Below are 15071 nucleotides of genomic sequence, written 5' to 3'. Positions count from 1 at the left end.
ATGATTAACCGTGATACTCAGTTGTGTATGTCGCTTGCTGGCCTGCCCGGTAATTTTGGCACGCGCTTTCATAACTATTTGTACCAAAAGCTGGGGCTGAACTTTATCTATAAGGCCTTTACTACCCAGGACATCGAGGCGGCAGTAAAAGGTGTGCGTGCGCTGGGGATCCGGGGTTGTGCCGTCTCCATGCCATTCAAAGAGAGTTGCATGCCGTTTCTTGATGCTATCGATCCGTCGGCGAACGTTATTGATTCCGTGAACACTATCGTAAATGACAACGGCAGGTTGACTGGATTCAATACCGACTATATTGCCGTAAAAAGCCTGATTGAGGACCACCAGCTTGATACCTCCGCACGTGTCATGATTCGCGGCAGCGGCGGGATGGGGAAGGCCGTGATTGCCGCATTTCGCGATGCGGGCTTTCGTGATGTCATCATTGCCGCCCGTAACCGGGAAAGTGGCCTGGCGTTGGCTAAGCAGTATGGTTTTCAGTGGCAGCCGTTACCAGAAGGCATTGCCTGCGATATTTTGGTCAATGTCACCCCTGTCGGCATGGCTGGCAGCAAGCAGAGCAATGATTTAGCCTACAGTGAGTCGATGGTTGAAACGGCCAGCGTGATCTTTGATGTTGTCGCCCTGCCGCCAGAAACACCCGTGATTATGCTGGCCCAGCGGATGGGTAAAAAGACCATTAGCGGGGCGGAGGTCATTGCGTTGCAGGCCGTTGAACAGTTCGAAATGTATACCGGTGTTCGTCCGGATGATGCATTAATTACGGAAGCTGCCGCCTTTGCGCGGGCAGGATAAGTCAACGTTGAAAGAGCGCCAAGACAGGCGCTCTTTACTGTTGAATTCGGTATTGATTACGGTCATATACTCACCTGAACATCTGGTGATGATAACGAACGTTACATGGACATATTTAGAGGGAAGCCAGGGATCATTCGTTGGTGAGGTTTGTTGGCCCAACACCCGTATGGTGTGTATTAGAGGGGGGGGGGGAGAAGATTAAAGTGTCCCTGCAGGAATCGAATAACTTTCTAATTTTATGATATTGATGGTTTTATTTTTAGAGTGGATGTCTGGTACCAGCAAAAATACCATCAAGGGCCGTCAGAATGATGATTTTGGGCAAAGCAGGAATGTAATCCGGGAATGGCAAGGCATCATATGGCCGACATTATGCTGTATGAGGCATTGAGCTGTTAATATAGCCGTCCCGAGCATGAAAGCTGCGTGTGATGGAGTGATATGACTGGTAATCATTGGCTGAACCAAATGACAGAGTGGCTCAACGAAGCCCGACGGACGCACCAAAATCTCAACAAAAAAGATGCTGTTGAGTTTAATGTCTTTCGGTATATCACTGCTGACGAAAATGGCCTTTCACGCATCCTGGCTGATTTGCTTGACGTGCGCGGTGTTCATGGTCAGCAAGCTCACTTTCTCAGCACCTTTCTCGATTTGATTGGGAAAAGCTTATGGGATGCAACATCTTGTCGGTTTGTTGAGTGCGAACAGCAGACTGATGCCCTGGGCACTAAACGTCGAATTGATATCGTCGTACAAGGGGAGCGATGGACACTTGGTATAGAGAACAAACCCAGTGCCGCCGATCAACCCAATCAGGTTTTGGACTATCTCCACGAGCTAAGAAAGCGCCGCAGCGTACTAAACGAAACGCTGCTGATTTACCTGACTCCTGAAGGGAGCAAGCCAACTCCGTTTAGTATTGATGAGCATCAATGTGACGCCGCGCTTCAGTCTGGTGAGCTTGTCCTCCTGTCATATCAAAGGCTCGTCGTTTGGCTTGAGGGGCTGTGCAAAAATGATGATATACCTTACCGCTTGCGAGTCTTTCTATTCGATTTGCAGCGTTTTATTTCGGTGAATGTGCTGAATTGCAGGGAGGGGAAGGTTGTGGATGTTTTGTTAGACAAGATCTTTACTGACGAATCAACGCTGGATACCACGTTAAGTCTACTAAGCCTGCAAAATAGCATTTATCAAACGCTGACTAAAAAAGCGACTTCGGCTTTGATAGCACCAGCAGGCTGGGAGGTATGCCGAAAATTATATCCAGATTACGGGATTGGGTTGCGCCCACCAGAGGCCATTGGCTGGCACTACTGTATCGAACCTGCCAAAGGGAGTTATCAGGATTGGAGTTACGGTATCAAGCTGGATAATGCTTCGAATGCTACCGAATCAGCTTTGCTGGCTGCGCAACAGCTCAAAATAGATTTCCCTACAGGGGCGAAAGCGAGTGCATGGTGGCCATGGTGGCGCAGCTTTAATGGATATTTGTCGCATGACCTTGATCCCATTGAATACAGGGATTGGCTTTCGAGTAATCGTGCATGGCTTGAAATGAACAATGGTGAGTTCTCAAGGCGCTGTGTCGATTTGTTTATTCGATTACATGAGTCGGTTAGCAGTAGAAGTTGTTCTAACGAATAATGGTTTTCCAGACGTTGCCTAAAACCTCGTTTCAGGTCATTACGTAACGCACTAATCTGTGTAAAATCAGAGCTAACCCAATATCGTGGAGTGCTCTGCTATGGCTGGCGTAAACAAGGCTCATTTAACTGAAACGGACATCATTACCAAATTCATCCTGCCAGTGGTTAAAGATGCTGGCTGGGACATGATGTCGCAGGTCCGTCAGGAAGTGAAACTCCGCGATGGTAAGATTGTGGTTCGTGGCAAACTGGCCTCGCGTATCAAAGTTAAATCCGCCGACATTGTGCTTTACCACAAGCCGAATTTGCCGCTGGCGGTGATAGAAGCCAAGGCCAATCAGCACGCCATCAGTAAAGGAATGCAACAGGGTCTGGATTACGCCAGCCTGCTCGATGTTCCCTTTGTGTTTGCGACCAATGGTGATGGTTTTGTTTTTCACGATAAAACCAACCCGCAGCAGCTTGAGTCAGAAATTACTCTCAGTGATTTTCCAACCCCTGAACAACTCTGGCAGAAATATTGTGTCTGGAAAGGGTTTACTCAGGAACAGCTGCCCGTCATCAGCCAGGACTACTACGATGACGCCAGCGGGAAATCCCCTCGTTATTATCAGATGCAGGCGATCAACCGAACGGTAGATGCTGTATCAGCAGGGAAGAACCGCATTCTGCTGGTAATGGCAACCGGGACGGGGAAAACCTACACCGCATTCCAGATAATCTGGCGGTTGTGGAAAGCGAAAAACAAAAAACGCATTCTGTTTCTCGCTGACCGAAATATTCTGGTCGATCAGACCAAGCGCAATGACTTCAAGCCATTTGGTTCAGCGATGACCAAAGTTACCGGGCGCACCGTTGACCCCGCTTATGAAGTACACCTGGCGCTGTACCAGGCGATCACCGGGCCGGAGGAACATCAAAAAGCCTATAAGCAGGTTGCTCCCGATTTCTTTGATCTCATAGTCATCGACGAATGCCACCGTGGCAGCGCCTCTGAAGATTCTGCCTGGCGGGAGATCCTGGAATATTTTGGCAGCGCCACCCAGATAGGCCTGACGGCAACGCCGAAAGAAACCGAAGAAGTCTCCAGCACCGATTACTTTGGTGAGCCGGTTTATACCTATTCCCTGAAAGAAGGCATTGAAGATGGCTTCTTAGCCCCGTACAAAGTGGTGCGCGTCGATATCGACGTTGATGTACAGGGCTGGCGACCGGTTAAGGGTCAGTTAGATAAATACGGCGAAGAGATTGAAGACCGAATCTACAACCTGAAAGATTTTGACCGCACGATGGTGATTGATGAACGTACCATGCTGGTAGCGCAGACCATTACCGACTATTTGAAACGTACCAACCCGATGGATAAAACCATCGTCTTCTGCAACGATATTGACCACGCCGCTCGGATGCGCCAGGCGCTGGTGGTACTCAACCCAGAACAGGTGCTGAAGAACGAAAAATACGTGATGAAAATCACAGGCGATGACGATATTGGCAAGGCGCAGCTGGATAACTTCATTGACCCCAAAAAAGCTTACCCGGTTATCGCGACAACCTCTGAGCTGATGAGTACCGGCGTCGATGCGCAAACCTGTAAATTGGTGGTGTTAGACCAGAACATTCAGTCGATGACCAAGTTCAAACAAATCATCGGGCGCGGCACGCGTATCAACGAAAAGCACGGCAAGCTGTGGTTCACGATTCTCGACTTCAAAAAAGCGACAGAGCTATTTGCCGACCCACGTTTTGACGGCTTGCCAGAAAAAGTGCTGGTGGTAAAACCTGACGACATTTCGGACCCGGCGTCTGATTTTAATGACCAACTCGATGCGGAAGATAACGCTGAGGACGATGATAGTTTCGCCAATGAAGCGCGGGAAGAGAGAGCCGAATACAAGGTAAACCGCGAAAAATTCGCCGGAAATGGCGAATTCCACGACGATGACGAAAACAAAGTCCGCAAATTCTATGTGAATGGTGTGGACGTTAAAGTGCTGGCGAAGCGCGTTCAGTATTATGATGCCGACGGCAAACTGGTGACGGAATCCTTCCAGGATTACACCCGCAAAACGATGCTCAAAGACAGTGATTATGCGTCTCTGGATAGCTTCGTGCGCAAATGGCAGGAAGCTCCCCGCAAGCAGGTCATCATTGAAGAGTTGGAGCAACTCGGAATTCTGTGGGACGTGCTGGCCGAAGAAGTCGGAAAAGATCTCGATCCGTTTGATCTGCTCTGCCACGTAGTGTACGGTCAGCCGCCGTTAACGCGCCATGAGCGTGCCGCCAACGTGCGTAAACGTAATTACTTCACAAAATATGCGGAACCCGCGCAGCAGGTGCTTAACACGCTGCTGGATAAATACGCTGATGAAGGCGTGCGGGAAATCGAAGACGTTCAGGTATTGAAACTGAAACCCTTTGACTCACTGGGGCGTCCAATAGAGATCATCAAAACCCGCTTTGGTGACAAGCAGGCCTACGAGCAGGCAGTGAATGAACTGGAAAACGAATCTACCAGCTACCTCCACGCTTCGCCTGATACTGCATAAATTTATTGCCACTGGCCGCCCTTGCTGCCAGTGGCATCCTTTTTTAAGAATGGAATAACAACATGTCGATTAGCTCAGTTATTAAATCCCTTCAGGACATCATGCGCAAAGATGCAGGTGTGGACGGCGATGCCCAGCGTCTGGGGCAGCTTTCGTGGCTTCTGTTTTTGAAGATTTTTGATACTCAGGAAGAAGAGCTGGAACTGGAACAGGATAACTACAGCCTGCCTATCCCGGAACGCTATCTTTGGCGTACCTGGGCGGCGAACAGCGAAGGGATTACCGGCGATGCGCTGCTGGAATTCGTTAACGACGACCTGTTCCCAAAACTGAAGAACATGACCGCACCAATCGACACTAACCCTCGTGGTTATGTGGTCAAGCAGGCGTTCAGCGATGCCTACAACTACATGAAAAACGGCACGTTGCTGCGTCAGGTCATCAACAAGCTTAACGAAATCGATTTCAGCAGCAGCCAGGAACGCCATCTGTTTGGCGATATCTACGAGCAGATCCTGCGCGACCTCCAAAGCGCTGGTAACGCTGGTGAGTTCTATACCCCGCGTGCGGTAACACGCTTTATGGTTAATCGTATTGATCCGAAACTGGGCGAGTCGATTATGGATCCAGCCTGCGGAACCGGCGGTTTCCTCGCCTGTGCATTCGATCATGTGAAAGAGCATTACGTCAACACCACCGAAGACCATAAAACTCTGCAGCAACAGATATATGGCGTTGAGAAAAAACAGCTTCCGCACCTGCTGTGCACCACCAATATGCTGTTGCACGGCATCGAAGTGCCGGTACAAATCCGCCATGACAACACGCTGAATAAGCCGCTCTCCTCCTGGGACGAACAGCTGGATGTGATCATCACCAACCCACCGTTTGGCGGCACCGAAGAAGACGGCATTGAGAAAAACTTCCCGGCAGAGATGCAGACTCGTGAAACCGCCGACCTGTTCCTGCAACTGATTATTGAAGTGCTGGCAGACAAAGGTCGCGCGGCAGTGGTATTGCCAGACGGCACACTGTTTGGTGAAGGCGTCAAAACCAAAATCAAAAAACTGCTGACCGAAGAGTGCAACCTGCACACCATCGTGCGTCTGCCAAACGGCGTGTTTAACCCGTACACCGGCATCAAAACCAATATTCTGTTCTTCACCAAAGGCCAGCCGACCAAAGACATCTGGTTCTACGAACACCCTTACCCGGATGGCGTAAAGAACTACAGCAAAACCAAACCGATGAAGTTTGAAGAGTTCCAGACCGAGATCGACTGGTGGGGCAGTGAAGCAGACGGTTTTGCCAGCCGCGAAGAGAACAATCAGGCGTGGAAAATCAGTATCAAGGACATCATCGACCGCAACTTCAACCTCGATATCAAAAACCCGTACCAGGGCGAAACCATCAGCCATGACCCGGACGAACTGCTGGCGCAGTACCAGACGCAGCAGGCGGAAATCAGCGAACTACGTAATCAGCTACGTGACATCCTCGGTGCCGCGCTGGCGGGCAGCAAGGAGGCGAACTGATGACCGTTGAAAAACTGATCACCCAACATATCGATACCTGGACTTCCGCCCTGCAAACCCGCTCAACCGCCGGGCGCGGCAGCAATGGCAAAATCGATCTCTACGGTATCAAGAAACTGCGCGAGCTGATTCTGGAGCTGGCAGTGCGCGGCAAACTGGTGCCGCAGAACCCGAATGATGAACCGGCGTCTGAATTGTTAAAGCGAATTGCCGCTGAGAAAGAAGAACTGGTAAAACAGGGGAAGATTAAAAAGCAGAAGCCTTTGCCGGAAATTAGTGAGGAAGAGATGCCTTTTGAATTGCCGAGCGGGTGGGATGTAATTCGCTTAGGCGATTTAACTACAAAAATTGGTTCAGGAAGTACTCCTAGAGGCGGACAAAACTCTTATGTTTCTTCTGGGATTCCATTTTTACGTTCTCAGAATATTTGGAATGATGAGTTAAAGTTAGATGATGTAGTATTTATTTCTTCAGAGGTCCATTCTCAAATGGAAGGGACTCAGGTGAAAGGAAACGATATATTATTGAATATCACTGGAGCATCTCTAGGTCGCTGTACAATTTTCCCAGAGAGAATAGGTGAGGCAAATGTTAATCAGCATGTGACAATTATCAGGCTGATTGAACAGGGAATGGTAAGTTTTCTTCATTTGGCAATTATATCCCCAGTAATACAAAAAATCATTTGGGGGCGCCAAGTTGGTATGGCAATTGAAGGTCTTAGCAAGAAAACTCTTGAATTATTCGAAATACCAGTTCCACCTTTACCAGAACAATTACGTATTGTTTACAAAATAAATGAGTTAATGTCCCTCTGTGACAAACTGGAACAGCAATCCCTGACCAGTCTGGATGCGCATTCTCAGCTTGTTGAAACGCTGCTGGCAACGCTTACCGACAGTCAAAACGCAGAAGAATTAGCCGAAAACTGGGCGCGCATTAGCCAGCATTTCAACACGCTATTTACCACCGAAGCGAGTATTGACGCGCTTAAGCAAACCATTCTGCAACTGGCGGTAATGGGTAAACTGGTGCCGCAAGATCCTAACGACGAACCGGCTTCCGAACTGCTAAATCGTATTGAGCAGGAAAAATCGCAACTGGTGAAAGACGGTAAAATTAAAAAACAAAAACCTTTGCCGCCAGTGAGTGATGAGGAGAAGCCTTTTGAATTGCCGGAGGGATGGGAGTGGTGTAAGTTACAAAACATCACGTCAAAAATAACTGATGGTGATCATAAAACCCCACCGAGAATTACTAACGGTTATAAATTACTGTCGGCTAAAAATGTTCGAGATGGGTATATTGATTATGATAACTGCGACTATATTTCTGAAGAGGATTATCTTAAATCAAGAGAGCGGTGCCTTCCTGAGATCGGTGATCTTTTAATTGTATCTGTTGGCGGAACAATTGGTCGTAGTTCTTTAATAAAAGAGAGTGCTAACTTTGCATTAGTTAGAAGTGTAGCAATTATAAAACCATTGTTGTTTAATTCTAACTATCTTAAGTTTTCAATGGACTCATTTTTATTGCAGAAAATCATCAATGAAACTAAACGGGGGGGAGCACAACCTTGTTTGTATCTTTCTGAAATATCGAATTTTCTTTTCCCTATGCCTCCAGAGAAAGAACAGAAGCGAATAGTTTCAAAAATAGAACACCTTTCGTCAATTTGCGATCGCCTTAAATCCCGCCTGCAATCCGTCCAGCAAACCCAGCTCAACCTGGCGGATGCCCTCACCGACGCAGCATTAAACTAAGGAACAGACGATGCCGGTTCATCATGCAATCTGGCGAGTGGGGGAGAACCCTCAGCCGCTGACCATCAGCAAACTTGCCAGTGAGCAACTGCTGGAGAGGATGATTTTAAACGACCCCACTATCCTCTCCGATCAGTGGATGATTATCGGGCATCAGGAAAATACGCTCGACAAAGGGCGTATCGATCTATTGGCTATCGCGCCGGATGCCTCGCTGATCCTGATTGAGCTAAAACGCGACCGCACACCGCGTGAAGTGGTCGCGCAGGCGCTGGATTACGCCTCCTGGGTGGATGATTTATCCGCCGATCGTTTGTCGCAGATTTACGAGAAATTCTCCGGTGGGGGCAATTTGGGTGATGCGTTCAGGCAACGTTTCAATACTGAACTGGAAGAAGAGTCCATCAACCAGTCGCATCAGATTATTATTGTTGCAGCGGAACTGGACCCGTCCACCGAGCGCATTGTCGATTACCTCAGCAAGAACGGCATCTCGATTAACGTACTGTTCTTCAAGGTGTTCCAGCACGGTGACGAGCAGTTCTTAAGCCGAGCCTGGCTTCTCGACCCAAGCGAGACACAAACTAATGCCGCACAGGCTACTGCCACAAATGCCAATGCGAAGGAACCCTGGAACGGTGAGTTCTACGTTTCGTTTGGCGACTCGCAAAGTCGAGTTTGGGAAGAAGCGCGTCGCTACGGGTTTATCAGTGCGGGTGGCGGAAGCTGGTACAGTCAGACCTTAAAACAACTCCAGCCTGGCAATCGAGTCTGGGTAAAAATCCCGGCAACGGGTTACGTCGGTGTTGGCATAGTGCAGAGTGCTGTTGAGCCTGCCAGTAGCTTCACCATCAACACTGACGACGGTGAAAAGCTGGCGATGGATGTGCTGAAATTTGGTGCCGGATATCGCAACAACGCCGACGATCCCGACAAATCAGAATATTTTGTCCCTGTGAAATGGCTGGAAACGCGCAGCGAGCAGGAGGCGGTCAATGAGATTGGTTTCTTTGGTAATCAGAATACGGTCTGCAAACCGACCACACCAAAATGGCGGCACACAGTCGATAAGCTAAAGCGTATTTTTTTACGCTGGGATACTGAACGGGCAGAGTAAGAGAGGCTGGAATGATGTCTGTTAGCGATAAAGTATTGAAACTCGCCTTCCAGGGCGAATGGAATACGCTTTTACCTATTCTTCGTGATTATCCTGATCTGGTAAATCACCCCAGTGAACCTAAAGGTTATACCCCGCTGCATCAGGCTGCATGGCATGGGGCGAATTTGTCGGTTATTGGAGAACTGTTATCTCTTGGCGCTGACCGAAGTGCGACAACAAATGCTAAGCGGCAGACTGCTTATGACATCGTGGTTGAAAAGCACAAACGGCCTGATCTGCAATATCTTCTATTTCCGCAAAAATTGACCATCGCACAAATTTTCAGAAAAGTGGTTTCCACTGAGCGGCAATTGTTCACGGATTATGATGGCAACCAAATTTTGGTCGATAAAATGATTGCGGCTTCAGGTGTTGAGCAATGCCCTGATGACCTTAACGAACTGGATACCAGACTAAGTCACCTCTTTTTTGCGTTGACGGGGAAAGCAATATCCACTGTCGATTCTGTTCGTTTTTCCGTTTCTAGTAGTTTTACGTTTGAGATTGAACCGGATTTTTTCAGGCTAATATTTTTCCCGCTGGTACATAAAGTTGCGGCAAAAAAGATTAGCTATCTGGAAAGTGATTGGGCCGTTGTATCCGACTTATTTGATCCTGCTCCGACGCAATGGGGATCGAGAGGTGACTTGTTCTTGTGGCTGGAGATGCGACAGGCTTTATGTCAGGTCAGTATCCCTGAAGATAAAGATGAATTAGCGAATATTATTTCGGCAGCATTTCAGTCACTGACGGGGAAGTCGTTAATCAATCGGGTGGGCGGCATCGACTTTTACGTTGAGCGATTCAGTCGTGGTGGCGGATCTTCGGGTTATGTTGCTTCCCTGTTTTGGCTTAATGAGTTCATCCCACAATTGCAACAGCGGTTAACTTGGCTGCAAACTGTTTGGTCGATTTCTCCACGTTCCTTATGAAGCTTTTTTTAGTAATCATTGGGCGTTGTTTTGCTATTTTTCACGGGATTATTTCATCGCTTCAAATTTGATGTGTTCGCTTAAATTGTTTTAAACAGATCAGGGGGAAATATGACTACAGCAGAATTAGGGCAGTTAATGGTATTGCAGAAACTAACGAGCCTTGGTGCCAGTAATGCCATCGTCCAGAAAGAGGGCAACAGGTCATCCATCACATTTGATGCCCCAAACGGTAAAACGTATAAAGTTACCGCCAGAGCGAAAACGTCAGGGACCTGGCAAACCTCAACAAACTATGCTGCCCAGTGTACCCTTGATAAAAATGACAATGAGTTTTGGGTATTTATCGATCTTGGTCGAGAACCGAATACTTTCTATGTCACGCCGCTATCCTGGATCAGGAATGATATTTATACGGCATATATGGGTTATCTGGAGAAACACGGTGGACACCGTGCGCAAAATGATGAGTCGACTCATCATGCTATTTCAGTAAAACGTATTGCTGGCTGGGAAGATGCGTGGAGAGAAATGGGCTTGAGTGAGTCTGTAAATGATTCAGCATAACCAGCCTCACCTGAAAGATTACGGGGGCAGTCATCAGCCACTCGTATGCTGAAATCTGTGTGGTCATTTTTCATATCCACCATATCGACTCTGATTTTTACTGATAACAAGCAGGTTGTGTTGGTTACGTTGGTTTAGTTGGTTCACTGTCCGCCAGACATTGCCAACACTGGATTTTTCTGAACCAACATTGGTGATGTTGTGATGGTTCAGAGAGACTTTCTGTTGGTTCACTGCCTATCAGGGTGAATGTTAATATTACCAATTGTTGGTTTAATACGGGTATTTGTTGGTTCAGCGCTGGTTCAACATGCGAATTAAAATTCTTATAAAACAATGAGCATTGCATATTGAACAGACTGAGCTAACTGAACCAACACCCTTTTTACGTATGTGAAAAATGCTATTCCTCAGATGCGGCGTAGTCTTCTGTCTGGAAGGTCAGGACGTAAACGTTAATCTGCCTTCCGTCGATACGAGGCGATTTGCGCTGGTAACCTCGCCCGCTCGTAGGAGGGGTCAACATCCCGGAATTTTTCAGAACTTCAGCGAATTGCTTCGGGTTAAAGTTCCGGGCGATTTCATTTTCAAATGTGCCCCGGAAGGTGTAGTAGATTGTCGGATCGTTTTCGTGCTTCCCTTTCTGACGATACCCCGCCAGATCCTTAATCGGCATATCGGCTGAGCTATAGGGGAACGGTGCAAATCGGCTGAATCCATAGGAATTTAAAAACGCCTCGCACTGTTCAATTATTTGCTGGTGTTCTTTGTTGCCGGTGCCAAACTCGCGTAGCCACGCGTTGTAACTGTGCTGTATTGCATCACGGCAGGCCTGTGCATCCCATCCTGTGACCGCTTCACTCAGCTGTAACGCTGCCTCCAGAATGGCAAATCGTGCGGCCACACGATGCACCTGCTCGCCATAGTCGGCAGGAATAAGATTGCGCCAGTGTGCTTCACACTTACGCACGGTATCAATCGCCTGTTGCGAGTGGTCCGTCAGCCATTTTATCCACGTCCTTCCAGCGGAGCCGTGATGGTGCTGGTATGCTTCTTTGAGTGCGTCAGCATGTTGCTTGCCGTTCGTGTATTCGTGAAAGCGCTCAGCTTTACTGAGCGGTATATTCAGTAGGCGAACGAGTTGTCCCGCTTTGGTTTTACGCCCCGCACTGGCTATGAATGTTTCTAAATCCATTTCACCTGTACTGATAGCCACGGTTCGCCAGCGTTTTAAATCGCGGTTGCCGCCTTCCTTCGCACCCTGCAATTTCCCTACACCGTTAAATAGCGCATAGGCAGACTGCGATACGCTCACCGGGTCAGCTCCCTGTCCCACTTCATCCAGAGGCATTAATCCGTCATTGTGGGCGGCAGCTTCGTTTGCCAGCCCTAGCGCCGTGCCGTACCACGTCAGGCGTAATAAATCCGGATCGCCGTATAAGCTGCTCGCCACATTCGCGGTGGTGGTTTTGCCTGCGCTCGACTGCTCATAAAAGTGAATGCCGAACCCATCCGCGCCCGTCAGGCCGATTAATGGCGCGGCTAGGGCGGCAGCGACGCCGGTCATCATTGCATAGTTGCCGTATGCCAGACGCGCCACACTGCCACGCCAACTCTCAGTTGTGCCCTGTACGGCATAACCTGCACTTGCGGAGCTGCGACCGCTGAATAAAACAGGCCTGGCAGGTGTGCCGATGATTTCTCCGTCGGGCATGATATATGCCCCGCACTGCCAGCCAGTGGCATAGGTAACACGCCATAGCTCATGTGAGCTGTTGCGCTGTAACCAGTCGGCCAGAATTGCCCTCATATTGCTTTTAGCAGTGACTTTAACCCCGCCTGCTTTCAAAGCGCGCCAGCCTTCTCGCTCTCCAATATCCGCCAGGGGAATGGCAGCGGTCGTCGGTACGTCTAAGCCAAAGGCCAGCCAGCGTAATATCAGATACTGGTCTTTATCGTCGCGTCCGGAGCCGATCACGTCCATTGCTGACGCCAGCCAGTTTTCGTTATTGATAATATTGCCGCTTTCTTTGTCCACTTTTGGCACAATCCAGTACACACCATCCTCCCGGCTCTCGATACGCGGTTTTAACGGGTCTATTTCTGGAGGGCTAGATTTACCTCCCTCAATGGCCTGCGACTTTGGTTTCACGCTTTCCCCCTGTATCTGGTATATCGAATAGGTAAACATGCTGGTGGCCTCAGTTAACCCGTATTGCTGGTGGTGATCATTCCAATCGGCTTTATGCTCGCCCGGAGGAAGAGCCACCCATCCCGCTACCACGTGCGCCGCTTTATCTGCGGCTTCTTTCCCGGTGTTAGATTGGTTGTCGAGGTAGTCGTTATCAGCGGCAATAATTATTTGTGCCTGTGGGTACTGCTGACGCATATGGATGGCGACGTGTAACAGGTTCCCAGCATCGACTGCACACACAGTCAGCGCATCCGGTCGCATCAAGTTAACGGATAAAGCAGTTGCCAGCCCTTCGGCAAGGATCACTTCCTGCGGTTGCTCTGGTGCGTTAATGGCGTGGAATGCTCCGCGTTTGACTGAATCCACTACAAGGCGCTTTTCCCCGCTCGAGGTAATGGTTTGTGCGGCAGTGACCGCTCCGGTGTTGTCCACCAGCGGTAGTAAGATCGCGCCATTAGTGAGAAGTGGATAGGTGAGGCCGTTCAGCCCCTTTGATTTCAGATAGTCAGATTCGCCCTGTGTGACGTTCTCGCTCATCGCTGCATAGCGGCGAGCAAAGGCTAGGCGACGATGCTCTGTGTCCTGTGCGGCCTGCTCTTGTCGTGTCTGCTGCACTGTCTCAAGTAATGCCCGGCGCTCGATAGCAACGCTTGGATTCGTTTGCGTTGTCCGGTAATCAATACCCAGCACTTCCGCCACGAGTTGTGCGGCCTCTGTCGTGCCACAGTCATCCACCTTCTTAATCAGGTCAAGGCCATCGCCAGCGCCACATTGATTGCAGATATGCGCCCCGCGCTCGTTGTCGTCGAACCGGAAGCGATCTGTTCCCCCGCACGCGGGGCAGGCGGTATGCTTGAGCGGTGAACTAGGCACGTCTATATTCAGGCCAGCCAGAACGGATTGCCATTGCCCGGCAGCGGTATGAGTCACTTCGCGGATAAAGTCGATATTACGCATCGGATTCACCGCTCAAATGTTTGCTAATGATAATTAGCGGGTCACTTTTTTTAGCGTGAGTTTGGCCGCTGGCGGTTAAGCCAGAATTTTTTAATTTCATGGTTTTACTCCATGGGATTAGTTGTGTTTCTTAGCTTCCAGCCAGGCGCGGATCTCTGCTGCATCGTAAACAGTGACGCGTTCAGAGAGACGAATTGATTTTGGGAAATCTGAATCGCCACGGGTTTAACAGACACCTCAGAGTCATTTAAGATGACTTAAAGAGAGGTGCCCATGAGCGGTAAGCGTTATCCCGAAGAGTTTAAAATTGAAGCGGTAAAACAGGTTGTTGATCGCGGCCATTCTGTTTCCAGCGTGGCAACACGTCTCGGTATCACCACCCACAGTCTTTATGCCTGGATAAAGGCATATGGCCCGGATTCCTCAACCAATAAAGTCCAGTCAGACGCTCAGGCTGAGATCCGACGCCTCCAGAAAGAGCTGAAGCGGGTTACCGACGAACGGGACATATTAAAAAAAGCCGCGGCGTACTTCGCAAAGCTGTCCGACTGAGGTACGCCTTTATCCGTGACAACACCTATTGCTGGCCTGTCCGACTGCTTTGTCGGGTGCTGGATGTGCATCCGAGTGGTTTTTACGCCTGGCTTCAGCAGCCGGATTCACGGCGGCATCATGCTGACCTGAGGCTGACGGGGCTGATAAAGCAGTTCTGGCTGGAGTCGGGTTGCGTTTATGGTTATCGCAAGATCCACCTCGACCTGCGGGATACCGGACAACAGTGCGGAGTTAACCGTGTCTGGCGACTGATGAAGCGTGCCGGGATAAGGGCTCAGGTCGGGTACCGTAGCCCACGGGCACGTAAGGGTGAAACCAGCATCGTGACGCCCAACAGGCTCCAGCGGCAGTTCAACCCGGAAGCACCGGATGAGCGTTGGGTAACGGACATC

General features: G+C 49.3%; 8 protein-coding genes and 3 pseudogenes. 9 read left to right on the top strand and 2 right to left on the bottom strand.

Annotated elements, in window-relative coordinates:
- The 8 genes and pseudogenes from GF617_RS21295 (at nucleotide 1) to GF617_RS21260 (ending at nucleotide 10973) form a co-directional block, all read left to right on the top strand.
- Nucleotides 1-813 (top strand): shikimate 5-dehydrogenase, encoded by an 813-nt coding sequence (locus GF617_RS21295; protein WP_181620281.1) that lies wholly within the window; start codon nucleotides 1-3, stop codon nucleotides 811-813.
- Between the two features lie 444 nt (nucleotides 814-1257).
- On the top strand, nucleotides 1258-2466 hold the full coding sequence (locus GF617_RS21290; RefSeq protein WP_115257858.1) for a PD-(D/E)XK nuclease family protein: 1209 nt from the start codon (nucleotides 1258-1260) through the stop codon (nucleotides 2464-2466).
- Nucleotides 2467-2566: 100 nt separating this feature from the next.
- Nucleotides 2567-5007, top strand: a pseudogene (hsdR, locus tag GF617_RS21285) (EcoAI/FtnUII family type I restriction enzme subunit R).
- 72 nt (nucleotides 5008-5079) lie between these two features.
- Nucleotides 5080-6552, top strand: coding sequence for an N-6 DNA methylase (locus tag GF617_RS21280; RefSeq protein ID WP_115257860.1), 1473 nt, complete (start codon nucleotides 5080-5082; stop codon nucleotides 6550-6552).
- Nucleotides 6552-8315, top strand: a complete 1764-nt coding sequence (locus tag GF617_RS21275) for a restriction endonuclease subunit S (protein WP_181625794.1) — start codon at nucleotides 6552-6554, stop codon at nucleotides 8313-8315. The genes GF617_RS21280 and GF617_RS21275 overlap by 1 nt, the downstream gene beginning before the upstream one ends.
- Before the next feature lie 10 nt (nucleotides 8316-8325).
- Nucleotides 8326-9432, top strand: a complete 1107-nt coding sequence (locus tag GF617_RS21270; protein WP_181625795.1) for a nuclease — start codon at nucleotides 8326-8328, stop codon at nucleotides 9430-9432.
- A gap of 11 nt (nucleotides 9433-9443) precedes the next feature.
- On the top strand, nucleotides 9444-10406 hold the full coding sequence (locus tag GF617_RS21265; protein WP_203452396.1) for an ankyrin repeat domain-containing protein: 963 nt from the start codon (nucleotides 9444-9446) through the stop codon (nucleotides 10404-10406).
- A gap of 111 nt (nucleotides 10407-10517) precedes the next feature.
- Nucleotides 10518-10973 (top strand): hypothetical protein, encoded by a 456-nt coding sequence (locus GF617_RS21260; protein WP_181625797.1) that lies wholly within the window; start codon nucleotides 10518-10520, stop codon nucleotides 10971-10973.
- A gap of 403 nt (nucleotides 10974-11376) precedes the next feature.
- On the opposite strand, the gene GF617_RS21255 is transcribed toward GF617_RS21260, so the two are convergent.
- Nucleotides 11377-14124, bottom strand: a complete 2748-nt coding sequence (locus tag GF617_RS21255) for a TOPRIM and DUF927 domain-containing protein (RefSeq protein ID WP_203452395.1) — start codon at nucleotides 14122-14124, stop codon at nucleotides 11377-11379.
- Nucleotides 14125-14241: 117 nt separating this feature from the next.
- Nucleotides 14242-14328: pseudogene (locus GF617_RS21250) on the bottom strand (AlpA family phage regulatory protein); the annotation flags it as partial.
- Between the two features lie 69 nt (nucleotides 14329-14397).
- On the opposite strand from GF617_RS21250, the pseudogene GF617_RS21245 reads away from it, so the two are divergent.
- A pseudogene (locus GF617_RS21245) lies at nucleotides 14398-15071 on the top strand (IS3 family transposase); the annotation flags it as partial.

The organism is Lelliottia sp. RWM.1, from assembly GCF_016859735.1.
GTDB lineage: Bacteria > Pseudomonadota > Gammaproteobacteria > Enterobacterales > Enterobacteriaceae > Enterobacter.
This window is presented reverse-complemented; position numbering and strand designations above follow the sequence as displayed.